We start from the raw sequence: 25,415 nt of genomic DNA, 5'->3' as shown, positions 1-25,415 counted from the left end.
TATGGGTGGTATCAGTATCTGGCAATTGTTGATCATTGCCGTCATCGTCGTGCTGCTGTTCGGCACCAAAAAGCTCGGTTCTATCGGTTCCGATCTGGGCGCGTCTATCAAAGGCTTCAAGAAAGCGATGAGCGATGATGAGAGCAAGCAGGATAAAACCAGCCAGGACGCTGACTTTACTGCTAAATCCATCTCCGACAAGCAAGACGAAACCAAAAAGGAAGACGCTAAACGCCACGATAAAGAGCAGGTGTAAGTCGTGTTCGACATTGGTTTTAGTGAGTTGCTGCTGGTCTTTGTGATTGGCCTGATCGTTTTGGGACCACAGCGTCTGCCGGTGGCGGTGAAAACTGTTGCGGGCTGGGTTCGTGCGCTGAGATCGCTGGCATCGACCGTTCAGAATGAGCTGGCACAGGAACTTAAGTTGCAGGAGTTTCAGGAAAGCCTGAAAAAGGTAGAGAAGGCGAGCATGGATAACCTGACGCCGGAACTGAAAGCTTCAATGGATGAGCTGCGCGAAGCGGCGGAATCAATGAAGCGCTCCTATAGCATTAACGATCCTGAAAAAGCGAGTGATGAAGCGAACACCATCCATAACCCGGTGGTGAAGGGCAGCGAGGAGCAGCGCGAGGGCGTAACGCCTGCCAGCGCTGAACATCAGGCTGTAGCGCCTGAACAAACGCCGCAGGAACCTGAACCGAAAAAACAGGCGCAGCCGGAAGAGCCAGCGGTAAAAACGGCTGAAGTTAAGCCCGTCGCGCCTGTTTCCGAATCATCCCCATCGTCGAGTGATAAAGCGTAAACATGGCAGTAGATGATACTCAACCGCTTATTACGCACCTTATAGAGCTGCGTAAGCGACTGTTAAACTGCATTATTGCAGTTTTACTCATATTCCTGTGTCTGGTCTACTTCGCAAATGACATCTATCAAGTGGTCTCTGCGCCGCTGATCAAGCAGATGCCGCTGGGGGCAACGATGATTGCAACAGATGTTGCATCACCGTTTTTCACCCCTATTAAGCTTACTTTCTGGGTATCGTTGATTGCGTCTGCGCCGATCATTCTTTACCAGGTGTGGGCGTTTGTGGCGCCGGCACTGTACAAACACGAACGCAAGCTGGTGATCCCGCTGCTGGTATCCAGCTCGCTGCTGTTCTATATCGGCATGGCGTTTGCCTATTTCGTTGTCTTCCCGCTGGCCTTTGGCTTCCTGACGCATACCGCGCCGGAAGGTGTCCAGGTGTCGACGGATATCGCTAGCTACCTCAGCTTTGTGATGGCACTGTTTATGGCCTTTGGCGTGGCATTCGAAGTGCCGGTGGCCATTGTGTTGCTTTGCTGGGTAGGGGTGACTACCCCTGATGATCTGCGTAAGAAGCGTCCGTATATCCTGGTCGGTGCATTTGTGGTTGGCATGCTGCTGACACCGCCGGATGTGTTCTCCCAGACGCTGCTGGCCATACCGATGTATTGCCTGTTCGAGGTCGGTGTCTTCTTCTCGCGTTTCTACGTGGGTAAAGGACGTCGAACGGATGACGAAGACGATACGTCAGACAAGACCACTGAAGAGTAAAATCAACCGCCCGTCAGGGCGGTTGTTATATGGAGATTCGCATGTTTGATATTGGACTCAACCTGACCAGCTCGCAGTTTGCGAAAGATCGTGATGAGGTCGTTGCACGTGCGTTTGCTGCCGGAGTGAAAGGACTGTTGCTGACAGGAACCAACTTGCATGAAAGCGAGCAGGCGCAGCTGTTGGCGCAACGCTACGAGCGCTGCTGGTCGACCGCTGGTGTACATCCTCATGACAGCAGCCAGTGGACTGCGGAAAGTGGCGATACCCTGTACAAGCTGGCGAAGATGCCAGAAGTGGTGGCGATCGGCGAATGCGGTCTCGATTTCAACCGTAACTTTTCCACGCCTGAAGAGCAGGAAAAAGCGTTCACGGCACAACTTGCGCTGGCAGCTGAGCTTGGAATGCCGGTGTTTATGCACTGCCGCGATGCTCATGAGCGTTTTCTTGCCCTTCTGAACCCGTGGCTGGATAAAATACCCGGTGCGGTGCTGCACTGTTTTACCGGTTCACGACAGGAGGCGCTGGATTGCCTGGAACGTGGGCTCTTTCTGGGGATCACTGGCTGGGTTTGTGATGAGCGCCGCGGGCTTGAGCTTCGCGAGCTGTTGCCGGTAATCCCGGCTGATCATTTGCTCCTGGAAACGGATGCGCCTTATCTGCTGCCGAGAGACATGCAACCCAAACCGACATCGCGGCGAAATGAACCTGCACATCTTGGGCACATCGTTGAAAGCGTGGCGAAATGGCGCGGAGAAGATCCCCACTGGCTTTCCGCGCAGACGGATGACAACGTGCGTCACCTGTTTGGGATCGATTTTTAAACTTTGCGGAAGTCGGTGTTTTTAACGCTTTGCAGAACCTGTTTGTTCAGCAGGTTGAGCAACAGCATGGAGCGTGCTTCGCCGTCCGGTTCAGCGAAAATCGCCTGCAACCCTTCGAAAGCACCTTCCGTGATGACGACGCAGTCCCCTGAGTAAGGAGTTTCCGGGTCGGTGATACCTTCGGGTTGTTGATAAACCGAAAGTTGATGGATCACCGTTGACGGAACCATCGCCGGGCTGGTACCAAAGCGTACAAAGTGGCTGACACCGCGTGTGGCGCTAATGGTCGTGGTGTGGATCACTTCCGGGTCGAACTCCACGAACAGATAGTTCGGAAATAAGGGTTCACTGACGGTTGTGCGCTTCCCGCGCTGCATTTTTTCAAGCGTGATCACGGGTGTCAGGCAATTTACAGACTGACGTTCAAGATGTTCCTGCGCGCGCTGAAGCTGCCCGCGTTTGCAATAAAGTAAATACCAGGCCTGCATAATCACTCTTTCCCTTAGTTCGGGGCGCAAGCATATCAAAACCCTGGCGGGATCGCTAAGTTGATTATAATGGGGGAAAATGGAACAGAACGCATAAGTTCACGCTAATTTAACAAAATTACAGCATCAAGCAGGCTTACGCCGTATAATGAAGCGCTTACAGAGAGGCCATGACTAACTGCATGAAATACCACGATCTCCGCGACTTCCTGACGCTGCTGGAAAAGCAGGGTGAACTCAAACGCATTACACTTCCTGTTGATCCTTATCTGGAGATGACAGAAATTGCTGACCGCACCCTGCGTGCCGGTGGCCCCGCATTACTGTTTGAAAATCCGAAAGGGTACGCCATGCCGGTGTTGTGCAACCTGTTTGGTACTCCACGTCGTGTTGCATTGGGGATGGGGCAGGAAGACGTTACGGCGCTGCGTGAAGTGGGTAAACTGCTGGCGTTTCTGAAAGAGCCAGAGCCGCCGAAAGGCTTCCGCGATCTGTTCGACAAACTGCCACAGTTTAAGCAAGTATTGAACATGCCAACTAAACGCCTGCGCGGCGCGCCGTGCCAGCAGAAAGTGCTGGAAGGCGATGCGGTTGATCTGACCAAAATCCCTATTATGCAGTGCTGGCCTGAAGATGCTGCTCCGCTGATCACCTGGGGGTTGACGGTTACGCGCGGCCCTCACAAAGAGCGGCAAAATCTCGGTATTTACCGTCAGCAATTAATTGGCAAGAATAAACTCATCATGCGCTGGCTGTCGCATCGCGGCGGCGCGCTGGATTTCCAGGAGTGGTGTGCTGAGCATCCGGGTGAACGTTTCCCTGTCTCTGTCGCGTTAGGTGCCGATCCGGCCACCATTCTGGGTGCGGTGACCCCCGTGCCGGATACACTCTCTGAATACGCGTTTGCAGGCCTGCTGCGCGGAACCAAAACCGAAGTCGTGAAGTGTATTTCTAACGATCTCGAAGTTCCGGCCAGTGCGGAAATTGTGCTGGAAGGTTACATTGAGCAGGGTGAAATGGCGCCAGAAGGCCCTTACGGCGACCATACCGGCTATTACAACGAAGTGGATAACTTCCCGGTGTTTACCGTTACGCACATTACACAGCGTGAAGATGCGATCTATCACTCCACCTATACCGGACGTCCACCGGACGAACCGGCGGTACTGGGAGTGGCGCTGAATGAAGTGTTTGTGCCGATCCTGCAAAAGCAGTTCCCGGAAATTGTTGATTTTTATCTGCCGCCTGAAGGATGCTCATATCGTATGGCGGTGGTCACGATGAAGAAACAGTATCCTGGTCACGCGAAACGCGTGATGATGGGCGTATGGTCTTTCCTGCGCCAGTTTATGTATACCAAGTTTGTTATTGTCTGCGATGATGATGTTAACGCCCGCGACTGGAATGACGTAATCTGGGCCATTACCACGCGAATGGACCCGGCGCGCGATACGGTGTTAGTCGAAAACACGCCGATAGATTACCTGGATTTTGCCTCGCCGGTTTCCGGTCTTGGCTCAAAAATGGGACTGGATGCCACCAATAAATGGCCTGGCGAAACCGATCGTGAATGGGGTCGCCCGATCAAAAAAGATCCTGCAGTGACCGCGCGAATTGACGCGATCTGGGACGAGCTGGCCATAATGAATAACGGTAAACCCTGAGCTTGACCGTTAAGCCCTATAGACTTCCCGACAGAGAGAGCGAATGACAACCTTAAGCTGTAAAGTGACCTCGGTAGATGCCATCACCGACACCGTATATCGCGTCCGTTTAGTGCCAGAAGCGCCATTCTCTTTCCGCGCGGGTCAGTACCTGATGGTCGTGATGGATGAGCGTGATAAGCGTCCTTTCTCTATGGCCTCAACGCCAGCGGAGCAGGAATTTATTGAGCTTCATATTGGTGCGTCAGAGCTTAACCTGTATGCGATGGCCGTCATGGACCGCATTCTTAAAGAGCGTGAGATTGTGGTCGACATTCCTCATGGTGATGCATGGCTGCGCGATGACGAAGACCGTCCGCTGATCCTGATCGCGGGCGGTACGGGCTTCTCTTATGTGCGCTCTATTCTGCTGACCGCACTGGCGCGTAACCCGGACCGTGACATCACCATTTACTGGGGTGGCCGTGAAGAGAAACATCTCTATGACCTGTCTGAACTGGAAGCGCTGAGCGTAACCCATCCTAACCTGCGCATAGAGCCGGTGGTTGAGCAGCCGGAAGAAGGCTGGCGTGGACGCAGCGGTACGGTACTGACGGCGGTGCTACAGGATCATGGCACACTGGCAGGGCACGATATCTATATCGCTGGCCGTTTTGAGATGGCGAAAATTGCCCGTGACTTGTTCTGTAACGAACGTGATGCGCGTGAAGACCGTCTCTTCGGCGATGCTTTTGCCTTCATCTAAATAAAAAACCCGCCCCTGACAGGCGGGAAGAACGGCAACTAAACTGTCTCTCTTCGCCAATGACGCCATAACTGCGTTGGCTGCGCTCGTTCACCCGAATCACTTACTTGAGTAAGCTCATCGGGATTCGCTCGCTTGCCGCCTTGTTCTGACGGCATTGGCTTTGAGATACTTTTCCTGATTTACACTCTCTCAAACACCGTCGCGATACCCTGACCCAGCCCGATACACATCGTTGCCAGGCCAAACTGGGCATCTTTGCGCTCCATCAGGTTAATCAGCGTGGTGCTGATGCGCGCTCCGGAGCAGCCCAGCGGGTGACCGAGGGCGATCGCACCGCCGTTGAGGTTAATCTTCTCGTCGATCTGATCCATGAGCCCCAGATCTTTAATGCACGGCAGGATCTGCGCGGCGAAGGCTTCGTTCATCTCAAACAGGTCGATATCACTGGCGGTTAATCCTGCTTTTTTCAGCGCTAGCTTCGAAGCTGGAACCGGGCCGTAACCCATGATGGAAGGATCGCAACCCACGACCGCCATTGAACGTACCCGGGCGCGAGGGGTTAAACCTAACTCGCGGGCACGGCTTTCGCTCATCACCAGCATTGCAGCAGCCCCGTCGGACAGCGCGGACGAAGTTCCTGCCGTTACTGTTCCTGTGACAGGATCAAATGCCGGACGCAGCGTGGAAAGAGCTTCGACCGTGGTTTCCGGGCGGATCACTTCGTCGTAGCTGAACTGCTTCAGAACGCCGTCTGCATCATGACCACCGGTTGGGATGATCTCATTCTTAAACGCACCGGACTGTGTCGCCGCCCATGCGCGAGCGTGAGAGCGTGCGGCAAAGGTATCCTGCATTTCACGGCTAATACCGTGCAGGCGGGAGAGCATCTCTGCGGTCAGGCCCATCATCCCCGCCGCTTTTGCTACGTTGCGGCTCATACCCGGGTGGAAATCGACCCCATGGCTCATCGGCACGTGCCCCATGTGCTCCACGCCGCCGACCAGGCAAGCCTGAGCATCACCGGTCATGATCATACGTGCTGCATCATGTAACGCCTGCATTGACGAACCGCAAAGACGGTTGACGGTGACCGCCGGAACAGAATGTGGGATCTCCGCCAGCAGCGAGGCGTTACGGGCGATGTTGAAGCCTTGCTCCAGGGTCTGCTGTACGCAGCCCCAGTAGATATCGTCGAGCGCGGTTGGGTCCAGCGCCGGGTTACGCGCCAGCAGGCTACGCATCAGGTGCGCGGAGAGGTCTTCCGCACGCACGTTACGGAACGCGCCGCCTTTTGAACGGCCCATCGGGGTGCGAATCGCATCAACAATGACAACCTTTTCCATTGTGACTCCTTAAGCCGTTTTCAGCTCGCCAACCGGACGGGCTGGCTCAACTGCTGGATAGTAGGGTTCGTTATGGCGCGCTTTGTTACGCAGACCTTCCGGCACTTCATACAATGGACCGAGGTGCTGATACTGCTGGGCCATATCGAGATAGCGGGCGCTGCCGAGCGTGTCCAGCCAGCGGAACGCACCGCCGTGGAACGGAGGGAAGCCCAGTCCGTACACCAGCGCCATGTCGGCTTCTGCCGGGCTGGCGATGATGCCTTCTTCCAGGCAACGCACCACTTCGTTGATCATCGGTATCATCATCCGGGCGATGATCTCATCGTCAGTGAAGTCACGCTTTGGCTGACTCACTTCGGCCAGCAGGCTGTCCACTGCGGCGTCTTCTTCTTTCTTCGGTTTGCCTTTGCTGTCTTCTTTATAGCGCCAGAAGCCCAGACCGTTTTTCTGACCGAAGCGGTTAGCGTCGAACAGCGCGTCAATCGCGTCGCGATAGTCTTTCTGCATGCGCTGCGGGAAGCCTGCCGCCATGACTGCCTGAGCGTGATGCGCGGTATCAATGCCGACTACATCCAGCAGATACGCTGGGCCCATCGGCCAGCCGAACTGTTTTTCCATCACTTTGTCGATTTTGCGGAAGTCGGCACCGTCGCGCAGCAGCTGGCTGAAACCGGCGAAGTAAGGGAACAGGACGCGGTTGACGAAGAAGCCCGGGCAGTCGTTAACGACGATTGGCGTTTTGCCCATCTTGCTTGCCCATGCCACCACTTTGGCGATGGTGTCGTCAGAGGTTTTTTCCCCACGGATCACTTCGACCAGCGGCATACGGTGTACCGGGTTGAAGAAGTGCATCCCGCAGAAGTTTTCCGGACGCTTCAGCACGCTTGCCAGTTCGCTGATAGGAATGGTAGAGGTGTTAGAGGCCAGCACGGTATCCAGGCGAACCTTGTCTTCCGTTTCCGCCAGCACCGCTTTTTTAACTTTCGGATTTTCAACGACGGCTTCGACTACCACGTCGACGCGATCAAAACCGCTGTATTCCAGCACGGGCTGAATGGTTGAGATCACGCCCGCGAGCTTCAGCCCGTCAATTTTTCCGCGTTCCAGCTGTTTATTCAGCAGCTTGGCCGCTTCGGTCATGCCCAGCGTCAGGGATTTCTCGCTGATGTCCTTCATTACCACCGGAACGCCTTTCCAGGCTGACTGATAAGCGATGCCGCCACCCATAATGCCGGCACCGAGTACCGCCGCATGTTTCGGCGTTTCCACATTTTTGGTGAGCTGTTTCGCTTTACCTTTCACGAACTGATCGTTGAGGAAGATGCCAACGAGCGCGCGGGCTTCATTGGTGTGCGCCAGCGGGACAAAGCTCTGGTTTTCCAGTTTCAGGGCTTCGTCGCGGCCAAAGCGGGCCGCCGCTTCAATGGTTTTTACCGCGGTGATGGGGGCCGGATAGTGTTTACCCGCCGTCTGCATCACCATGCCTTTGGCAATGGTGAAGCTCATCGCGGCTTCAATTTTGCTGAGTTTTAACGGCTCCAGCTTCGGCTGGCGTTTGGCTTTCCAGTCGAGATCGCCGTTAATCGCCTGACGCAGAATGGCCAGTGCGCCTTCAACAAGCTTCTCAGGTTTCACAACGCCGTCGACCAGACCGATTTTCTGCGCCTGGTCTGCGCCAACATCTTTGCCTGCGGCAATGATCTCAAGTGCACTGTCGGCACCCAGCATACGCGGCATACGCACTGAACCCCCAAAGCCCGGCATGATACCCAGCTTGGTTTCCGGCAGGCCGATGCGCAGGTCCGGCGTCGCCAGACGGTAATCAGTTGCTAATACGCATTCGCAGCCACCGCCCAGCGCGTAGCCATTAACGGCGGAAATGGTCGGGACAGGCAGATCTTCCAGACGATTAAAGACGCTGTTAGCAAAGTGCAGCCATTGGCTCAGCTGTTCCTCCGGGACCAGGAACAGAGAAAGGAATTCGGTGATATCGGCACCGACAATAAAGGCCGCTTTGTTCGAACGCAGCAGAAGCCCTTTTAATTCAGGTTGTTTTTCAAGTACATCCAGCGCCTGGCCAAGACTGGCCACCGTCGCGGTATCAAGCTTATTCACTGAGCCGGGGGCATCGAACACCAGTTCGGCAATGCCATCTTCCAGCCAGTTGAGGTACAGGGTGTCGCCTTTGTAGAGCATGTCAGTCTCCTGAATCCAGCAATTGGATCTGGTCATACCAGATGAATCGGAGTGTGGAATTTATGTTAATAAAATGCAAATTACTCATTAAGAAATTGCTGCATTGATCACGGTCGGTGTAAATCACGCAGCCGGAGTGAGGTGTGCTAAGATGCGATGACTTGAGGTCAATAAAACGAAAGGAAGAATGATGGACTCACTGGCTTCGCTTTATAAAAATCATATCGTTACCCTACAGGAACGTACCCGCGATGTACTGGCCCGCTTTAAGCTGGATGCGCTGTTAATCCACTCTGGCGAACTTTTGAATACTTTTCTGGATGACCATGCTTATCCGTTTAAGGTCAACCCGCAGTTTAAGGCCTGGGTGCCGGTAACCCAGGTTCCAAATTGCTGGCTGCTGGTGGATGGCGTGAATAAGCCAAAATTGTGGTTCTATCTGCCTGTCGATTACTGGCACAACGTGGAACCGCTGCCGACCAGCTTCTGGACGGAAGAAGTGGATATCATTGCATTACCAAAAGCCGATGGCATTGGCAGTCAACTGCCCGCCGCACGCGGCAACATCGCCTATATTGGCCCTGTTCCGGAGCGTGCATTGGGCCTGGATATTCCGGCTGACAAGCTTAACCCGAAAGGGGTGCTGGATTACCTGCATTACTATCGCGCATATAAAACCGACTACGAACTTTACTGCATGCGTGAAGCGCAAAAAACGGCAGTGAACGGCCACCGCGCCGCGCATGAAGCATTCCAGTCTGGTATGAGCGAGTTCGATATCAACCAGGCCTACCTGACCGCGACCGGGCACCGTGATACGGACGTGCCGTACAGCAACATCGTCGCGCTGAATGAACACGCTTCCGTGTTGCACTACACCAAACTCGATCACCATGTGCCGTCGGAGATGCGCAGCTTCCTGCTGGATGCGGGTGCGGAGTACAACGGTTATGCGGCTGACCTGACCCGTACATGGGCGGCAAACGCGGATACTGACTTTGCGCACCTGATCAAAGACGTCAATGACGAACAGCTGGCCCTTATCAGTACCATGAAAGCGGGAACCAGTTACGTGGATTACCACATCCAGTTCCATCAGCGCATCGCGAAGCTGTTGCGTAAGCACCAGATTGTGAAAGACATGAGCGAAGAGGCGATGGTCGAGAACGATCTGACCGGGCCATTCATGCCGCACGGGATCGGTCACCCGTTGGGTCTGCAGGTTCACGATGTTGCAGGTTTTATGCAGGATGATACCGGCACGCACCTGGCGGCACCGTCTAAATATCCTTACCTGCGCTGCACCCGCATTCTTGAACCACGCATGGTGCTGACGATTGAACCGGGGATCTACTTTATCGAATCGCTGTTAGCACCCTGGCGTGAAGGTCAGTTCAGCAAACACTTCAACTGGGAAAAAATTGAAGCGCTGAAACCGTTTGGTGGCATTCGTATTGAAGATAACGTGGTTGTTCACGAAAACGGTATCGAGAATATGACGCGAGATCTGAAGCTGGCCTGATGGAAAGCTGGCTGATACCGGCTGAACCGGTCACCTTTGTTGAGGAAATCAAGAAAAGCCGCTTTATTACGCTGCTGGCACATACCGATGGCGTAGAGGCGGCAAAGGCGTTTGTTGAATCTGTTCGGGCGGAGCATCCTGACGCACGTCACCACTGTGTGGCGTGGGTCGCGGGGCCTCCGGACGATTCGCAGCAGTTGGGCTTTTCCGACGACGGTGAACCGGCTGGCACAGCCGGAAAACCCATGCTTTCGCAGCTGATGGGCAGCGGTGTGGGTGAAATTACCGCCGTGGTGGTGCGCTACTACGGCGGGATCCTGTTAGGCACGGGTGGGCTGGTTAAAGCGTATGGCGGCGGAGTTCAGCAGGCACTGAATTTGCTGATAACTACCCGCAAAACACCACTCACAGAATATACTTTACTGTGCGATTACGGACAGTTATCCGGTATCGAAGCGTTGCTGAAGCAGTTTAACGGCGTTATCGCGCACAGTGAATATCAGGCAATGGTGCAATTACGCGTGGCGCTTCCTCAGGCGGAACTGGCTGCTTTTTCAGCAAAACTGGCTGATTTTAGTCGTGGTTCGTTGCAATTGCTGCCGATTGAAGAATAATCCCCACCTCACTTTTTTGAATACCAAAGGAAGCGGCAGAGATGCATTTTCGTGCCATAACCCGAATCGTTGGACTGCTGGTCATACTCTTTTCCGGGACGATGATTCTCCCTGGACTGGTGGCGCTTATCTACCGGGACGGCGCGGGGCGGGCATTTACCCAGACTTTCTTTGTTGCGCTGGCGATCGGCTCTCTGTTGTGGTGGCCTAACCGTCGTCAGAAGGGCGAGCTGAAATCACGCGAAGGATTTTTGATTGTCGTCCTGTTCTGGACGGTACTGGGAAGTGTCGGTTCTTTGCCCTTTATCTTCTCTGAACAACCGAATCTGAGCATCACGGACGCATTTTTTGAATCGTTCTCTGGTTTAACAACAACCGGAGCGACGACGCTGGTGGGACTGGATTCGTTACCGCACGCTATTCTCTTTTATCGCCAGATGCTGCAATGGTTCGGCGGTATGGGGATCATCGTCCTGGCGGTGGCTATCCTGCCTATACTGGGCGTCGGTGGGATGCAGCTCTATCGCGCCGAAATGCCCGGACCGCTGAAAGATAACAAGATGCGCCCGCGTATTGCCGAGACGGCGAAAACCCTGTGGCTGATTTATGTCCTGCTTACTGTGGCCTGTGCGCTGGCATTATGGTTTGCCGGGATGCCTGCATTTGATGCTATCGGACACAGCTTTGCGACGATTGCTATCGGCGGGTTTTCCACCCACGATGCCAGCGTGGGCTACTTTGACAGTCCTACGATTAACACCATCATTGCTATTTTCCTGCTGATTTCCGGCTGTAACTACGGTTTGCACTTCTCTTTACTCAGCGGGCGCAGCCTGAAAGTGTACTGGCGTGACCCCGAGTTCCGCATGTTCATTGGCGTTCAGCTTACGCTGGTTATCATCTGTACCCTGGTGCTGTGGTTCCATGATGTCTATAACTCCGCGTTGACCACGTTAAACCAGGCGTTTTTCCAGGTGGTGTCGATGGCGACGACGGCCGGATTCACCACGGACAGCATTGCACGCTGGCCGCTATTCTTGCCGGTGTTACTGTTATGCTCCGCCTTTATTGGCGGCTGCGCGGGATCCACGGGCGGTGGCCTGAAGGTGATTCGTATTCTTCTGCTGTTCAAGCAGGGCAACCGTGAGTTGAAGCGTCTGGTCCACCCGAACGCGGTCTACAGTATCAAACTGGGAAACCGGGCACTGCCGGAACGTATCCTCGAAGCGGTGTGGGGTTTCTTCTCGGCGTATGCGCTGGTCTTTATCGTCAGTATGCTGGCGATCATCGCGACGGGGGTGGATGATTTCTCTGCTTTTGCATCCGTCGTAGCAACATTAAATAACCTTGGGCCAGGCCTGGGGGTTGTGGCGGATAACTTTGCCAGCATGAACCCGGTCGCGAAATGGATCCTCATCGCCAATATGCTGTTTGGTCGTCTTGAGGTCTTTACGCTGCTGGTGCTGTTCACCCCAACGTTCTGGCGTGAATAAGGAGCCATTGATGAAAACACTTATTCTTTTCTCTACGCGAGACGGACAAACGCGTGAGATTGCCGCGTATCTGGCGTCGGAATTAAAAGAGCTGGGAATTTATTCTGATGTGGTGAACCTGAATCGTGTCGGACAGATTACCTGGCAGGATTACGATCGCGTGGTGATTGGCGCGTCAATTCGTTACGGTCATTTTCATCCGGCACTCGATCGCTTCGTGAAAAAGCACACCGCGGTGCTCAACAAATTGCCTGGCGCGTTCTACTCGGTCAATCTGGTTGCTCGTAAAGCAGAGAAGCGTACGCCGCAGACCAACAGCTACACGCGCAAGTTCTTGCTGAACTCTCCATGGCAGCCAGACCTTTGCGCCGTCTTTGCTGGTGCGCTGCGCTACCCTCGCTATCGCTGGTATGACCGCTTCATGATCCGCCTGATCATGAAGATGACCGGCGGCGAAACCGATACACGTAAAGAAGTGGTTTATACCGACTGGTCGCAGGTGGCCAGTTTTGCGCGGGAAATCGCGCATTTATCGGGCGATTCGCGGGTTAAATAAGCGTTGAGTCTGAAAAGTGAGCGAACGAAAAGTTTTTTTAAATTTCCTCTTGTCACGTCGGAATAACTCCCTATAATGCGCCTCCACTGACACGGAACAACGGCACGCACGCCGCCGGGTCAGCAGAGAAAAGCAAAATAAACGCTTGACTCTGTAGCGGGAAAGCGTAATATGCACACCCCGCGCCGCAGCGAAAACGAAGCGGCACTGCTCTTTAACAATTTATCAGACAATCTGTGTGGGCACTCAAAGTGACATGGATTCTTAACGTCCTCGGACGATAAATGAATACCAAGTCTCAACGAGTGAACACGTAATTCATTACGAAGTTTAATTCATTGAGCATCAAACTTTTAAATTGAAGAGTTTGATCATGGCTCAGATTGAACGCTGGCGGCAGGCCTAACACATGCAAGTCGAGCGGTAGCACAGAGAGCTTGCTCTCGGGTGACGAGCGGCGGACGGGTGAGTAATGTCTGGGAAACTGCCTGATGGAGGGGGATAACTACTGGAAACGGTAGCTAATACCGCATAACGTCGCAAGACCAAAGAGGGGGACCTTCGGGCCTCTTGCCATCAGATGTGCCCAGATGGGATTAGCTAGTAGGTGGGGTAACGGCTCACCTAGGCGACGATCCCTAGCTGGTCTGAGAGGATGACCAGCCACACTGGAACTGAGACACGGTCCAGACTCCTACGGGAGGCAGCAGTGGGGAATATTGCACAATGGGCGCAAGCCTGATGCAGCCATGCCGCGTGTATGAAGAAGGCCTTCGGGTTGTAAAGTACTTTCAGCGGGGAGGAAGGTGCTGAGGTTAATAACCTCAGCAATTGACGTTACCCGCAGAAGAAGCACCGGCTAACTCCGTGCCAGCAGCCGCGGTAATACGGAGGGTGCAAGCGTTAATCGGAATTACTGGGCGTAAAGCGCACGCAGGCGGTCTGTCAAGTCGGATGTGAAATCCCCGGGCTCAACCTGGGAACTGCATTCGAAACTGGCAGGCTAGAGTCTTGTAGAGGGGGGTAGAATTCCAGGTGTAGCGGTGAAATGCGTAGAGATCTGGAGGAATACCGGTGGCGAAGGCGGCCCCCTGGACAAAGACTGACGCTCAGGTGCGAAAGCGTGGGGAGCAAACAGGATTAGATACCCTGGTAGTCCACGCCGTAAACGATGTCGATTTGGAGGTTGTTCCCTTGAGGAGTGGCTTCCGGAGCTAACGCGTTAAATCGACCGCCTGGGGAGTACGGCCGCAAGGTTAAAACTCAAATGAATTGACGGGGGCCCGCACAAGCGGTGGAGCATGTGGTTTAATTCGATGCAACGCGAAGAACCTTACCTACTCTTGACATCCAGAGAACTTTCCAGAGATGGATTGGTGCCTTCGGGAGCTCTGAGACAGGTGCTGCATGGCTGTCGTCAGCTCGTGTTGTGAAATGTTGGGTTAAGTCCCGCAACGAGCGCAACCCTTATCCTTTGTTGCCAGCGGTCCGGCCGGGAACTCAAAGGAGACTGCCAGTGATAAACTGGAGGAAGGTGGGGATGACGTCAAGTCATCATGGCCCTTACGAGTAGGGCTACACACGTGCTACAATGGCGCATACAAAGAGAAGCGACCTCGCGAGAGCAAGCGGACCTCATAAAGTGCGTCGTAGTCCGGATTGGAGTCTGCAACTCGACTCCATGAAGTCGGAATCGCTAGTAATCGTAGATCAGAATGCTACGGTGAATACGTTCCCGGGCCTTGTACACACCGCCCGTCACACCATGGGAGTGGGTTGCAAAAGAAGTAGGTAGCTTAACCTTCGGGAGGGCGCTTACCACTTTGTGATTCATGACTGGGGTGAAGTCGTAACAAGGTAACCGTAGGGGAACCTGCGGTTGGATCACCTCCTTACCTTAAAGAACCTGCCTTTGCAGTGCTCACACAGATTGTCTGATGAAAAACAGCAGTAAAAATCTCTGCAGGCTTGTAGCTCAGGTGGTTAGAGCGCACCCCTGATAAGGGTGAGGTCGGTGGTTCAAGTCCACTCAGGCCTACCAAACTCCTTTTAAAGGATGAGCGGTACAGAGATTGCAAACGATGGGGCTATAGCTCAGCTGGGAGAGCGCCTGCTTTGCACGCAGGAGGTCTGCGGTTCGATCCCGCATAGCTCCACCATCCTTTACTGCGAACCCAAGAAAACTTCAGAGTGAACCTGAAAAGGTGCACTGCGAAGTTTTGCTCTTTAAAAATCTGGATCAAGCTGAAAATTGAAACGACACACAGTTAATGTGTGTTCGAGTCTCTCAAATTTTCGCAAGTCGATGATGAATCGAAAGAAACATCTTCGGGTTGTGAGGTTAAGCGACTAAGCGTACACGGTGGATGCCCTGGCAGTCAGAGGCGATGAAGGACGTGCTAATCTGCGAAAAGCGCCGGCGAGGTGATATGAACCTTTGACCCGGCGATGTCCGAATGGGGAAACCCAGTGTGATTCGTCACACTATCGTTAACTGAATACATAGGTTAACGAGGCGAACCGGGGGAACTGAAACATCTAAGTACCCCGAGGAAAAGAAATCAACCGAGATTCCCCCAGTAGCGGCGAGCGAACGGGGAGCAGCCCAGAGTCTGAATCAGCTTGTGTGTTAGTGGAACGGTCTGGAAAGTCCGACGATACAGGGTGATAGTCCCGTACACGAAAATGCACAGGTTGTGAACTCGAAGAGTAGGGCGGGACACGTGGTATCCTGTCTGAATATGGGGGGACCATCCTCCAAGGCTAAATACTCCTGACTGACCGATAGTGAACCAGTACCGTGAGGGAAAGGCGAAAAGAACCCCGGCGAGGGGAGTGAAAAAGAACCTGAAACCGTGTACGTACAAGCAGTGGGAGCACCTTCGTGGTGTGACTGCGTACCTTTTGTATAATGGGTCAGCGACTTATATTCTGTAGCAAGGTTAACCGTATAGGGGAGCCGAAGGGAAACCGAGTCTTAACTGGGCGTTAAGTTGCAGGGTATAGACCCGAAACCCGGTGATCTAGCCATGGGCAGGTTGAAGGTTGGGTAACACTAACTGGAGGACCGAACCGACTAATGTTGAAAAATTAGCGGATGACTTGTGGCTGGGGGTGAAAGGCCAATCAAACCGGGAGATAGCTGGTTCTCCCCGAAAGCTATTTAGGTAGCGCCTCGTGAACTCATCTTCGGGGGTAGAGCACTGTTTCGGCTAGGGGGCCATCCCGGCTTACCAACCCGATGCAAACTACGAATACCGAAGAATGTTATCACGGGAGACACACGGCGGGTGCTAACGTCCGTCGTGAAGAGGGAAACAACCCAGACCGCCAGCTAAGGTCCCAAAGTCATGGTTAAGTGGGAAACGATGTGGGAAGGCACAGACAGCCAGGATGTTGGCTTAGAAGCAGCCATCATTTAAAGAAAGCGTAATAGCTCACTGGTCGAGTCGGCCTGCGCGGAAGATGTAACGGGGCTAAACCATGCACCGAAGCTGCGGCAGCGACACTATGTGTTGTTGGGTAGGGGAGCGTTCTGTAAGCCGTTGAAGGTGTCCTGTGAGGGGTGCTGGAGGTATCAGAAGTGCGAATGCTGACATAAGTAACGATAATGCGGGTGAAAAGCCCGCACGCCGGAAGACCAAGGGTTCCTGTCCAACGTTAATCGGGGCAGGGTGAGTCGACCCCTAAGGCGAGGCCGAAAGGCGTAGTCGATGGGAAACAGGTTAATATTCCTGTACTTGGTGTTACTGCGAAGGGGGGACGGAGAAGGCTATGTTAGCCGGGCGACGGTTGTCCCGGTTTAAGCATGTAGGCGGAGGTTCCAGGTAAATCCGGTACCTTATTAACGCTGAGGTGTGATGACGAGGCACTACGGTGCTGAAGTAACAAATGCCCTGCTTCCAGGAAAAGCCTCTAAGCATCAGGTAACATCAAATCGTACCCCAAACCGACACAGGTGGTCAGGTAGAGAATACCAAGGCGCTTGAGAGAACTCGGGTGAAGGAACTAGGCAAAATGGTGCCGTAACTTCGGGAGAAGGCACGCTGATATGTAGGTGAAGCCCCTGCGGGTGGAGCTGAAATCAGTCGAAGATACCAGCTGGCTGCAACTGTTTATTAAAAACACAGCACTGTGCAAACACGAAAGTGGACGTATACGGTGTGACGCCTGCCCGGTGCCGGAAGGTTAATTGATGGGGTTAGCGGCAACGCGAAGCTCTTGATCGAAGCCCCGGTAAACGGCGGCCGTAACTATAACGGTCCTAAGGTAGCGAAATTCCTTGTCGGGTAAGTTCCGACCTGCACGAATGGCGTAATGATGGCCAGGCTGTCTCCACCCGAGACTCAGTGAAATTGAACTCGCTGTGAAGATGCAGTGTACCCGCGGCAAGACGGAAAGACCCCGTGAACCTTTACTATAGCTTGACACTGAACACTGGTCCTTGATGTGTAGGATAGGTGGGAGGCTTTGAAGCGTGGACGCCAGTCTGCGTGGAGCCGACCTTGAAATACCACCCTTTAATGGCTGGTGTTCTAACGTAGACCCGTAATCCGGGTTGCGGACAGTGTCTGGTGGGTAGTTTGACTGGGGCGGTCTCCTCCCAAAGAGTAACGGAGGAGCACGAAGGTTAGCTAATCCTGGTCGGACATCAGGAGGTTAGTGCAATGGCATAAGCTAGCTTGACTGCGAGAGTGACGGCTCGAGCAGGTGCGAAAGCAGGTCATAGTGATCCGGTGGTTCTGAATGGAAGGGCCATCGCTCAACGGATAAAAGGTACTCCGGGGATAACAGGCTGATACCGCCCAAGAGTTCATATCGACGGCGGTGTTTGGCACCTCGATGTCGGCTCATCACATCCTGGGGCTGAAGTAGGTCCCAAGGGTATGGCTGTTCGCCATTTAAAGTGGTACGCGAGCTGGGTTTAGAACGTCGTGAGACAGTTCGGTCCCTATCTGCCGTGGGCGCTGGAGAATTGAGGGGGGCTGCTCCTAGTACGAGAGGACCGGAGTGGACGCATCACTGGTGTTCGGGTTGTCATGCCAATGGCATTGCCCGGTAGCTAAATGCGGAAGAGATAAGTGCTGAAAGCATCTAAGCACGAAACTTGCCCCGAGATGAGTTCTCCCTGACCCTTTAAGGGTCCTGAAGGAACGTTGAAGACTACGACGTTGATAGGTCGGGTGTGTAAGCGCAGCGATGCGTTGAGCTAACCGATACTAATGAACCGTGAGGCTTAACCTTACAACGCCGAAGCTGTTTCGGCGAAGAGACAGACAATCAAATTTCAGCTCTGATACAGATTAACAGAATTTGCCTGGCGGCTTTAGCGCGGTGGTCCCACCTGACCCCATGCCGAACTCAGAAGTGAAACGCCGTAGCGCCGATGGTAGTGTGGGGTCTCCCCATGTGAGAGTAGGGAACTGCCAGGCATCAAACAAGTGAAGAGGCCATCCGGAAGGATGGCCTTTTTGCGTTTCTACGGCGCACAAACAAATCCCCCAACTCCTTGCTTATACGGTAAACTACCTCCGTTTTTGCATCAGGATAGCGTCTATGAACCACTCCCTTAAACCCTGGAATACCTTTGGCATTCAACGGAATGCTAAAAAAATTGTACGTGCCGATACTGCACAGCAATTGCTGAGTGCATGGCAAAGCGCAACAGAAAATAACGAACCCGTACTGATTCTGGGCGAAGGAAGTAATGTCCTGTTTCTCGACGATTTTGCCGGAACGGTGATCGTCAACCGCATCATGGGAATTGATGTGGAAGAGCGCGCTGATAGCTGGCATTTGCACGTAGGGGCCGGAGAAAATTGGCATCATCTGGTGCAATTTACCCTTGAGAAGGGGATGCCAGGCCTCGAAAATCTTGCACTGATCCCAGGTTGTGCCGGATCGTCACCCATTCAAAATATCGGTGCCTACGGCATCGAGCTAAAACACGTCTGCGAATATGTCGATTGTATTGAACTGGAGACCGGAACGGCTCAGCGCTTGACGGCCGAACAGTGCCGTTTTGGCTACCGCGACAGTATTTTCAAACATGAATACCAGGATCGCTATGTGATTGTGGCCGTTGGTCTGCGTCTGGCGAAAAACTGGAAACCTATCCTCACCTATGGTGATTTAACACGTCTTGACCCAGCCACTGCAACCGCACGTGAGGTGTTTGAGTCTGTTTGCCATATGCGAATGACCAAACTTCCCGATCCAAAAGTGAATGGAAATGCCGGGAGTTTCTTCAAAAACCCAGTCATTAGTGGTGAAAATGCAAAAGCATTTCTCGCTGGATGGCCTGCTGCACCACATTATCCGCAAGCTGATGGCAGCGTGAAGCTGGCAGCGGGCTGGCTCATCGATCAGTGCCAGTTAAAAGGTGCCACGAAGGGCGGGGCTGCAGTGCATCGCCAGCAGGCTCTGGTTCTGATCAACCAGGGCAATGCGACTGGCAGCGATGTTGTGCAGCTGGCACACCATGTCCGTCAGTGCGTGGGCGAAAAATTTAACGTCTGGCTGGAGCCAGAAGTCCGCTTCATTGGCCGCACTGGTGAAGTGAATGCCGTGGAGACCATCGCGTGAAGGATAATACCATCCCGTTAACACTGATTGGCATTCTTGCCGACGGTGAGTTTCATTCTGGCGAGCAGCTGGGTGAGCAACTCGGCATGAGCCGTGCCGCCATTAACAAGCACATCCAGACCCTCCGTGACTGGGGTGTGGATGTCTTCACGGTTCCCGGAAAAGGATATAGCCTGCCGGAGCCAATCCAATTGCTGAATGAAGAAGCGATCCGTAACCAGATTGGATATGGCAATGTTGCAGTGCTGCCAGTGATTGATTCGACGAACCAGTATCTGCTGGATCGTCTGCCTGAGCTGAAATCTGGAGATGCCTGTGTTGCGGAGTATCAGCAGGCCGGTCGTGGTCGTCGTGGCCGCAAATGGTTCTCGCCATTTGGCGCCAATCTCTATCTGTCCATGTACTGGCGTCTTGAGCAGGGGCCTGCTGCCGCTATTGGCCTGAGTCTGGTTATTGGCATTGTCATGGCAGAAGTTCTGCACGATCTGGGTGCTGATAAAGTACGCGTTAAATGGCCTAATGATCTGTATCTGAACGATCGTAAGCTTGCAGGTATCCTGGTCGAACTGACAGGAAAAACAGGCGATGCTGCGCAGATCGTTATTGGCGCAGGCCTCAACATGGTGATGCGCAATGTACAAAATGATGTGGTGAATCAGGCCTGGACTAATCTTCAGGAAGCGGGGATCGTCATCGATCGTAACACCCTCGCCGTGCGTATGATTAAGGAATTGCGCAGCTCACTCATCCTCTTTGAACAGGAGGGGCTGGCACCCTTCCTGTCTCGTTGGGAAAAGCTGGATAACTTTATCAACCGCCCGGTGAAATTACTGATTGGTGATAAAGAGATCTACGGAACATCCCGTGGCATTGACGCACAGGGGGCGTTGCTCCTGGAGCAGGATGGTGTGATCAAGCCGTGGGTGGGCGGTGAAATTTCACTGCGAAGTGCTGAACAACCGGAATGAGTTAATTATGCGAAAACCCGTCTGCGCTACGCTGGCTGTGATGATGAGTTTGCTCTTCTCTCCTCTCTCTCAGGCGGGTCAGGCCTGGGAAAGTTATAAGGCACGCTTTTTCAAACCGGAAGGCCGCATTGTCGATACCGGCAATGGTGACGTTTCGCATACGGAAGGCCAGGGTTTCGCCATGCTGATGGCGGTGGCCAACAACGATAAACCCACGTTCGATAAGCTCTGGCAATGGACAGACAGTCAGCTTAAAAACAAAGAGAACGGCCTGTTTTACTGGCGTTATAACCCCGCAGAATCCAACCCGGTCACCGACAAGAACAACGCCTCAGATGGCGATGTCCTGATTGCCTGGGCACTGTTAAAAGCCGACGCGCGCTGGCATGACAAACGCTACAGCGCTGCATCGGATGCAATTACAAAAGCACTGATCGAGCACAACGTGATCCGCTATGCGGGTTACCGGGTGATGCTACCCGGTGTCCAGGGGTTTAACCTTGATGGTGAAGTGGTACTGAACCCTTCCTATTTCGTGTTTCCGGCATGGCAGGCTTTTGCCGGGCGTAGTCATTTAGCGGTCTGGCGTGAATTGATTAAGGATGGAGAACGCCTGCTGGGGAAAATGGGCTCGGGTAAAGCGAATCTGCCCCCTGATTGGGTCTCTCTGGCGTCGGGTGGCAAGCTGGCTCCGGCCAAAGGTTGGGCACCGAGGATGAGCTACGATGCGATTCGTATTCCGCTGTATGTGGCCTGGGTTGATAAGCAAAGCCCACTGCTGACACCGTGGCGAGCCTGGTTCGGTCAATTTCCCCGGGAACAAACTCCCGCCTGGGTTAACGTCACTACTAACGAGTATGCACCCTACATGATGGAAGGGGGCCTGCTGGCAGTACGTGATTTAACTATGGGACAGTCTTCCACAGAACCCGAAATCACCTCAAAAGATGATTACTATTCAGCAAGCCTGAAAATGCTGGTGTGGATCGCCCAACAATAATCTGAGCATTCCCTCTCCCACAGGGAGAGGGAAACAATGCCATTTTACTGCGGATAAGGTACCCAATCACCGCCGTTCAGGCGAACGTAAGGTTTGTTCTGATACTGAATCACCACTGCGTTGGCGTTCTCAGAGACTTCTGCCGTTTGCGGTAGATTGCTGGTGAGCTGATCCCAGTTCACGTTATCTTCTACAAACAGCTTCCCGTCAACGGCACGGGCAACCAGTTCTGAGATAGCCAAATAGCTGGTCGGCTGGGTGATTTCAATCGGTGCGCCCTGATGGGGGGCTTTCATACCAAAGAACTTAATGCCAGCAGGCACATTGGTAATCGACGGGCTTGGGATATCACGCAGACCTGACACCTGCATCCTGTCGCCTTTCAGCGCGCCACCGTGTTCAGGTACCACAACCACCATCACTTTACGGCCTGATTTTTCCAGCTCCGTAAAGAATGCGTCCAGCTCGTCGAAGAGTTTCTGCGCACGCACCTTATAGTCTGCCGTTTTGCTCACGCCCGGGAAATGGTTACCGTCGTGAAGCGGCAGGGTGTTAAAGAATGTCGCACTGCGAGGATTATTATCCTTTTCGATGGTCTGCAGCCAGCGTTGCAGCACGGCGGTATCGTCATAAACAGGTGAACCGTCGAAGCCCAACAGAGAAACCGGCAGACCCGTTTGATCCATCAGCGGAGCCTGCATTCCTCCTTCCTGACGTACCTCTTTCAGGAAATCACCAAACACACCGTTATGACCCAGCATCAGATGCTGTGTAAAGCCCAGTTTTGCCAGGTTATCGAACAGATAGCACTGGTTTCCGGCCGGTTGATACAGGTTTTTATGTGATGGCTGGCCACAGCTTGCGCGCAGCAGACGAATTGCCGCCGGGCCGCTGTACGAGGTTGCAGAGTTGAAATCTTTAAACTGAATGTCGAAATGTGACCACAGCGGATGCGACATCAAACCTGCAGCATCCACATCTGCCCAGGAGAGTGAACAGATGTTGATCACCAGCAGTTCAAAGGGCTGAGCATCTGCCGGTAGCGCATCCGGGAACTTAGTCTGTCGCTTATCTTCCGCGGTATAGAAGCTGGAAAGCCAGGCATTCAGGTTAGTGGAGGTCGGCGGTGCGGTCTGGGTAGGGATATCCCCCACCACAGGCGTCTCGCTCGCCGTCGCGACGGTTGCCGCCGCACTGCCGCCGGTGGTGGTGACGGTTGTTGTCGGTTGACCCGCAGGCCACAGAGAAAAACCGGGGCCTGCAAGCGTCAGCACGTTAAGCCAGATCATAATGGCGACGACAAACACCGTGACGCGGATCCACTGTGACAGAAATAGCCATGCAACCAACAGCACAAAGACAGCACCAATCATCTGCCAGTTAATAAAGCGCTCGGTCAGGTCAAGGACATAGCTGGCGCTAAACCCGGCCACCTGCGATCCCTGGCTCATAATGCTGTCTGGCCCCGGTAGCCAGGTATCATGCCAGAACAGTGCAAAGCCGACAGGAATGGCCACCCAGTGGCGTAAGCGATGCAGCCTGATATTTGGCAGAGGCATCAGCAGGAAGGCCATAAACACCAGGTTGAGAAGAGGATGGAAATTCAGATAGCCTGCCCAAAGCAGACCAAACTTCACCAGAAAGTAGAAGTTCCAGCCAGAAAGGCCGCGCCAGTATTGCCACAGCGGCGAGGGTGACGAAGCGGTATAGGTAGAATTAGTCATGTTTTCGGTCTGCCTTGACGTGTGATGCCCGTGTCAGTGTTCCGGCTGGTTTTACATAGCGAGGTTTTACAAACAGTATTCTGGCCGTATCGCGGATACGACGCAGTGAATGGCGCGCGTAGTAGCCAAGCGGGAAAAAGATCAGCGCGCAGAATACGACCAGTTGAATGATATCGCTGATACTCATGATGGCGCGTTCTCCCCATTCTCAGTTAATAAGCGAAGGGGTTCCGGAACCCGACGCCAGACGTGTCCATCATGTCTGGCATTGAGAATCGGTTTAACCTCACTCTTGATAACGAGCGGTTTAACCCATTGTTCAGGCTTGAGGGCGCGCATCTGCACCAGTTCTGCACTGATAGAGTTATCTTCGAACCAGATCATACGGTTAGAGAAAATATCCCCGGTTGGCAGGGGGAAGATGTGGTTAAGCGCGGTATCGAGATCGTTTACCCGACAGAAGGATAAAAACAGTACCAGACGATTGTCGCCAATGGTCATGATGTCCCCAGTGCGGTTCGGGCGGCATAACGTGAGAGCCTGTTCAACGCGAATACCCGGTACAGGGCGCAGGGCAACCATGACCCCTTTTCCGTCTGCCGGAAGCAGCGTGTTGTTCATCATGTTGCTGACGGCGTCGCAGAAGGTATCCCATTTTTGGTATCCACGCAGTTTCATCGGCTGCGTCATTGAGAGCAATGTGGCTACATCTTCCGGGACATGGCGGCTGAACTGCTGGCCCTGAACGCTTTCGATAAGCGTCAGGCAGCGCGACAACGGCGCATTCCATGGAATGACCATATTTGCACCACAGCCCAAAAGCAGACGCTCATCGGTGGCGCGCAGGCTGGTATTGTTTTCACGCACGATTATTTTTAATGCGCTTCCGCGCTGGCGGCGTAAGGTGTGGATTTGCCTGGCCAGCGTCTCAATCTGGTTATTCTGCATCAACGAGAACACAATCGTTGCTGCCTGCGTTGTGCGGGCTTCATGAAAAAGCGCTTCGTTAGATTCAAACAGTGACCAGTTTTCTGACAGAGCAGGTGCTCCCTCTAAAACCGCAATATGGCTCAAAATACGTTTTTCATCACTACGTGGTTGCACCACGGTTTCTTCCTGCTTTGCCAGGAGCCACTTACCCTCGATATGTTTAAGGGTCAGCTGTTGTCTGGCGCTCACGCCTTTTTCATTACACCAGAATGCAATGTCGTAGAGATAGCTGCCCACCTGATCGCGCACACTTGCCAGACCGAACAGGGAACGATATTCACCCATTAAAAGTGAGAAGAGCTTGTCATTATTACTGCCAGGATTGATTATCAATAGCGTGCAATTTTGAAATTTTGTCCATTTATTGATTTTTTCCAGCCAGGCCAGCAGTTTTTCTGCGGGGATATTTTGCAGGACGTTATTTGCACATTTAAGAATCACTAAATGGTGATCCGGATCAATAGTGCACTGAACGTCGCGGGACAAAAAGTATAGACTATCGACTTCCGATGACATGGAAAATAATCGCACAGACTGCGGTCCGCGGTCACTTTCGAGTGAAATAATTTTCTTCGGGTCTTCGCCCATGCTAATGACGGCTACGCGGGAATCCTTATCCTGCGCGGCAATTGTCTGGTTTACCAGACTGATAGCATCTTCATTTCGGTCCGTATTAATCCACCAGACTCCTCCGACTGGCATGTGGCTCAATTCGTCCCATAATGACTGGATGCCAATAGAAAATATGGAGTCCACGGTGTCCCTCTTTTCGTCTAATTTATCTGTATCTCAGTTTACTAGCGAAAGCGTAGAAATAAACCTAACATTGAAATTAAAGAACATCAGATTTAGCATGTAAATGAAATTTGATAGGCAGGATGCCTCGCGACTTCTGAACATGCGATTTTACTCAAAGGGATGGAAGAGAATGGATAATAATGAACCCGGTACCCCAGTCGACTCAACCCTGGGTTACACATTCCAGAATGATTTTCTGGCGCTTACGCAGGCCTTTTCTTTACCTGAAATAGATTACACCGATATTTCCCAGCGGGAACAGTTGGCTGCGGCTATTAAACGTTGGCCGTTATTAGCTGAATTTGCCCATCAACAATAAGGGAG

20 protein-coding genes, 2 tRNA genes and 3 rRNA genes are annotated in these 25,415 nt (G+C 53.2%); 19 read left to right on the top strand and 6 right to left on the bottom strand.

The genetic code is table 11. The features are described from left to right. The first annotated feature begins 1 nt into the window (after nucleotide 1). From tatA to tatD, 4 genes are read left to right on the top strand one after another with little or no spacing between them, the layout of a single operon-like run. On the top strand, nucleotides 2–256 hold the full coding sequence (gene tatA, locus AAHF05_RS21410) for a Sec-independent protein translocase subunit TatA (protein ID WP_028018172.1): 255 nt from the start codon (nucleotides 2–4) through the stop codon (nucleotides 254–256). Between the two features lie 3 nt (nucleotides 257–259). Next, entirely contained in the window at nucleotides 260–802 is a 543-nt protein-coding gene (tatB, locus tag AAHF05_RS21405; RefSeq protein ID WP_129325091.1) for a Sec-independent protein translocase protein TatB, read from the top strand. 2 nt (nucleotides 803–804) lie between these two features. Next, nucleotides 805–1,575 carry a Sec-independent protein translocase subunit TatC gene (gene tatC, locus AAHF05_RS21400; protein WP_028018170.1) on the top strand — a complete coding sequence of 257 codons (771 nt, stop codon included), beginning with the start codon at nucleotides 805–807 and terminating at the stop codon, nucleotides 1,573–1,575. A 41-nt stretch (nucleotides 1,576–1,616) separates the two neighbouring features. Further along, a complete protein-coding gene (gene tatD, locus AAHF05_RS21395) occupies nucleotides 1,617–2,399 on the top strand; it encodes a 3'-5' ssDNA/RNA exonuclease TatD (RefSeq protein WP_129325092.1) in 783 nt (260 codons plus the stop codon). Here the strand turns inward: tatD and rfaH are convergent. Then, nucleotides 2,396–2,887, bottom strand: a complete 492-nt coding sequence (gene rfaH, locus AAHF05_RS21390) for a transcription/translation regulatory transformer protein RfaH (protein WP_028018168.1) — start codon at nucleotides 2,885–2,887, stop codon at nucleotides 2,396–2,398. The genes tatD and rfaH overlap by 4 nt on opposite strands. Before the next feature lie 170 nt (nucleotides 2,888–3,057). Here rfaH and ubiD point away from each other — a divergent pair, with 170 nt between their 5' ends. Together ubiD and fre are read left to right on the top strand one after the other, a co-directional pair. Beyond that, a complete protein-coding gene (gene ubiD / locus AAHF05_RS21385; protein WP_028018167.1) occupies nucleotides 3,058–4,551 on the top strand; it encodes a 4-hydroxy-3-polyprenylbenzoate decarboxylase in 1,494 nt (497 codons plus the stop codon). Nucleotides 4,552–4,594: 43 nt separating this feature from the next. After that, a complete protein-coding gene (fre, locus tag AAHF05_RS21380; protein WP_008501516.1) occupies nucleotides 4,595–5,296 on the top strand; it encodes an NAD(P)H-flavin reductase in 702 nt (233 codons plus the stop codon). Nucleotides 5,297–5,478: 182 nt separating this feature from the next. Here fre and fadA read toward each other — a convergent pair whose 3' ends face one another. Both fadA and fadB read right to left on the bottom strand, forming a co-directional pair. Further along, on the bottom strand, nucleotides 5,479–6,642 hold the full coding sequence (fadA, locus tag AAHF05_RS21375; RefSeq protein ID WP_028018166.1) for an acetyl-CoA C-acyltransferase FadA: 1,164 nt from the start codon (nucleotides 6,640–6,642) through the stop codon (nucleotides 5,479–5,481). Between the two features lie 9 nt (nucleotides 6,643–6,651). Further along, on the bottom strand, nucleotides 6,652–8,841 hold the full coding sequence (fadB, locus tag AAHF05_RS21370; RefSeq protein ID WP_129325093.1) for a fatty acid oxidation complex subunit alpha FadB: 2,190 nt from the start codon (nucleotides 8,839–8,841) through the stop codon (nucleotides 6,652–6,654). Between the two features lie 190 nt (nucleotides 8,842–9,031). Between fadB and pepQ the strand changes: the two genes are divergently transcribed. From pepQ to AAHF05_RS21310, 12 genes are all read left to right on the top strand, one after another. Next, a complete protein-coding gene (gene pepQ / locus AAHF05_RS21365; protein ID WP_028018164.1) occupies nucleotides 9,032–10,363 on the top strand; it encodes a Xaa-Pro dipeptidase in 1,332 nt (443 codons plus the stop codon). Further along, nucleotides 10,363–10,977 carry an IMPACT family protein gene (locus AAHF05_RS21360; protein WP_028018163.1) on the top strand — a complete coding sequence of 205 codons (615 nt, stop codon included), beginning with the start codon at nucleotides 10,363–10,365 and terminating at the stop codon, nucleotides 10,975–10,977. The genes pepQ and AAHF05_RS21360 overlap by 1 nt, the downstream gene beginning before the upstream one ends. Nucleotides 10,978–11,018: 41 nt before the next feature. Beyond that, nucleotides 11,019–12,470 carry a Trk system potassium transporter TrkH gene (gene trkH, locus AAHF05_RS21355; protein WP_023309600.1) on the top strand — a complete coding sequence of 484 codons (1,452 nt, stop codon included), beginning with the start codon at nucleotides 11,019–11,021 and terminating at the stop codon, nucleotides 12,468–12,470. Nucleotides 12,471–12,480: 10 nt separating this feature from the next. Continuing rightward, entirely contained in the window at nucleotides 12,481–13,026 is a 546-nt protein-coding gene (gene hemG, locus AAHF05_RS21350) for a menaquinone-dependent protoporphyrinogen IX dehydrogenase (RefSeq protein WP_028018162.1), read from the top strand. A 355-nt stretch (nucleotides 13,027–13,381) separates the two neighbouring features. Continuing rightward, nucleotides 13,382–14,921: ribosomal RNA gene (locus AAHF05_RS21345) — 16S ribosomal RNA — on the top strand. 69 nt (nucleotides 14,922–14,990) lie between these two features. Further along, nucleotides 14,991–15,067: transfer RNA gene (locus AAHF05_RS21340), tRNA-Ile, on the top strand. 42 nt (nucleotides 15,068–15,109) lie between these two features. Beyond that, nucleotides 15,110–15,185 (top strand) — tRNA-Ala (locus AAHF05_RS21335). A gap of 180 nt (nucleotides 15,186–15,365) precedes the next feature. Continuing rightward, nucleotides 15,366–18,270, top strand: a 23S ribosomal RNA gene (locus AAHF05_RS21330). A gap of 72 nt (nucleotides 18,271–18,342) precedes the next feature. Further along, nucleotides 18,343–18,458: ribosomal RNA gene (gene rrf / locus AAHF05_RS21325) — 5S ribosomal RNA — on the top strand. Together the 16S, 23S and 5S rRNA genes with 2 tRNA genes alongside form the textbook arrangement of a ribosomal RNA operon. A 124-nt stretch (nucleotides 18,459–18,582) precedes the next feature. Continuing rightward, complete coding sequence (gene murB, locus AAHF05_RS21320) at nucleotides 18,583–19,611, top strand: UDP-N-acetylmuramate dehydrogenase (protein ID WP_129324559.1); 1,029 nt, start codon at nucleotides 18,583–18,585, stop codon at nucleotides 19,609–19,611. Next, the gene (birA, locus tag AAHF05_RS21315) at nucleotides 19,608–20,579 is read left to right on the top strand and encodes a bifunctional biotin--[acetyl-CoA-carboxylase] ligase/biotin operon repressor BirA (protein WP_108091158.1); all 972 of its coding nucleotides are present in this window, start codon (nucleotides 19,608–19,610) and stop codon (nucleotides 20,577–20,579) included. The genes murB and birA overlap by 4 nt, the downstream gene beginning before the upstream one ends. A 7-nt stretch (nucleotides 20,580–20,586) precedes the next feature. Next, nucleotides 20,587–21,579: a glycosyl hydrolase family 8 gene (locus tag AAHF05_RS21310; protein ID WP_129324560.1), complete on the top strand. Its 993-nt coding sequence runs from the start codon at nucleotides 20,587–20,589 to the stop codon at nucleotides 21,577–21,579. Between the two features lie 44 nt (nucleotides 21,580–21,623). On the opposite strand, the gene bcsG is transcribed toward AAHF05_RS21310, so the two are convergent. From bcsG to bcsE, 3 genes are read right to left on the bottom strand one after another with little or no spacing between them, the layout of a single operon-like run. Further along, nucleotides 21,624–23,303, bottom strand: a complete 1,680-nt coding sequence (gene bcsG, locus AAHF05_RS21305; protein WP_129324561.1) for a cellulose biosynthesis protein BcsG — start codon at nucleotides 23,301–23,303, stop codon at nucleotides 21,624–21,626. After that, entirely contained in the window at nucleotides 23,296–23,493 is a 198-nt protein-coding gene (bcsF, locus tag AAHF05_RS21300; RefSeq protein WP_028018362.1) for a cellulose biosynthesis protein BcsF, read from the bottom strand. The genes bcsG and bcsF overlap by 8 nt, the downstream gene beginning before the upstream one ends. Then, nucleotides 23,487–25,049 carry a cellulose biosynthesis c-di-GMP-binding protein BcsE gene (gene bcsE, locus AAHF05_RS21295; protein ID WP_129324562.1) on the bottom strand — a complete coding sequence of 521 codons (1,563 nt, stop codon included), beginning with the start codon at nucleotides 25,047–25,049 and terminating at the stop codon, nucleotides 23,487–23,489. Before bcsE ends, bcsF begins: the two co-directional genes overlap by 7 nt. 172 nt (nucleotides 25,050–25,221) lie before the next feature. Between bcsE and bcsR the strand changes: the two genes are divergently transcribed. Continuing rightward, nucleotides 25,222–25,410, top strand: a complete 189-nt coding sequence (gene bcsR, locus AAHF05_RS21290; RefSeq protein ID WP_008503237.1) for a cellulose biosynthesis protein BcsR — start codon at nucleotides 25,222–25,224, stop codon at nucleotides 25,408–25,410. Nucleotides 25,411–25,415 lie beyond the last annotated feature (5 nt).

Source organism: Enterobacter adelaidei, from assembly GCF_041937165.1.
Lineage (GTDB): Bacteria > Pseudomonadota > Gammaproteobacteria > Enterobacterales > Enterobacteriaceae > Enterobacter > Enterobacter adelaidei.
The sequence above is the reverse complement of the archived record's forward strand: the minus strand, read 5'-3'. Positions and strand labels throughout refer to the sequence as shown.

Coding starts and splice junctions, on each gene's coding strand:
- tatA (WP_028018172.1), top strand. CDS start 2: ATGGGTGGTATCAGTATCTGGCAATTGTTGATCATTGCCGTCATCGTC.
- tatC (WP_028018170.1), top strand. CDS start 805: ATGGCAGTAGATGATACTCAACCGCTTATTACGCACCTTATAGAGCTG.
- tatD (WP_129325092.1), top strand. CDS start 1,617: ATGTTTGATATTGGACTCAACCTGACCAGCTCGCAGTTTGCGAAAGAT.
- rfaH (WP_028018168.1), bottom strand. CDS start 2,887: ATGCAGGCCTGGTATTTACTTTATTGCAAACGCGGGCAGCTTCAGCGC.
- ubiD (WP_028018167.1), top strand. CDS start 3,058: ATGACTAACTGCATGAAATACCACGATCTCCGCGACTTCCTGACGCTG.
- fre (WP_008501516.1), top strand. CDS start 4,595: ATGACAACCTTAAGCTGTAAAGTGACCTCGGTAGATGCCATCACCGAC.
- fadA (WP_028018166.1), bottom strand. CDS start 6,642: ATGGAAAAGGTTGTCATTGTTGATGCGATTCGCACCCCGATGGGCCGT.
- fadB (WP_129325093.1), bottom strand. CDS start 8,841: ATGCTCTACAAAGGCGACACCCTGTACCTCAACTGGCTGGAAGATGGC.
- pepQ (WP_028018164.1), top strand. CDS start 9,032: ATGGACTCACTGGCTTCGCTTTATAAAAATCATATCGTTACCCTACAG.
- AAHF05_RS21360 (WP_028018163.1), top strand. CDS start 10,363: ATGGAAAGCTGGCTGATACCGGCTGAACCGGTCACCTTTGTTGAGGAA.
- trkH (WP_023309600.1), top strand. CDS start 11,019: ATGCATTTTCGTGCCATAACCCGAATCGTTGGACTGCTGGTCATACTC.
- hemG (WP_028018162.1), top strand. CDS start 12,481: ATGAAAACACTTATTCTTTTCTCTACGCGAGACGGACAAACGCGTGAG.
- murB (WP_129324559.1), top strand. CDS start 18,583: ATGAACCACTCCCTTAAACCCTGGAATACCTTTGGCATTCAACGGAAT.
- AAHF05_RS21310 (WP_129324560.1), top strand. CDS start 20,587: ATGCGAAAACCCGTCTGCGCTACGCTGGCTGTGATGATGAGTTTGCTC.
- bcsG (WP_129324561.1), bottom strand. CDS start 23,303: ATGACTAATTCTACCTATACCGCTTCGTCACCCTCGCCGCTGTGGCAA.
- bcsR (WP_008503237.1), top strand. CDS start 25,222: ATGGATAATAATGAACCCGGTACCCCAGTCGACTCAACCCTGGGTTAC.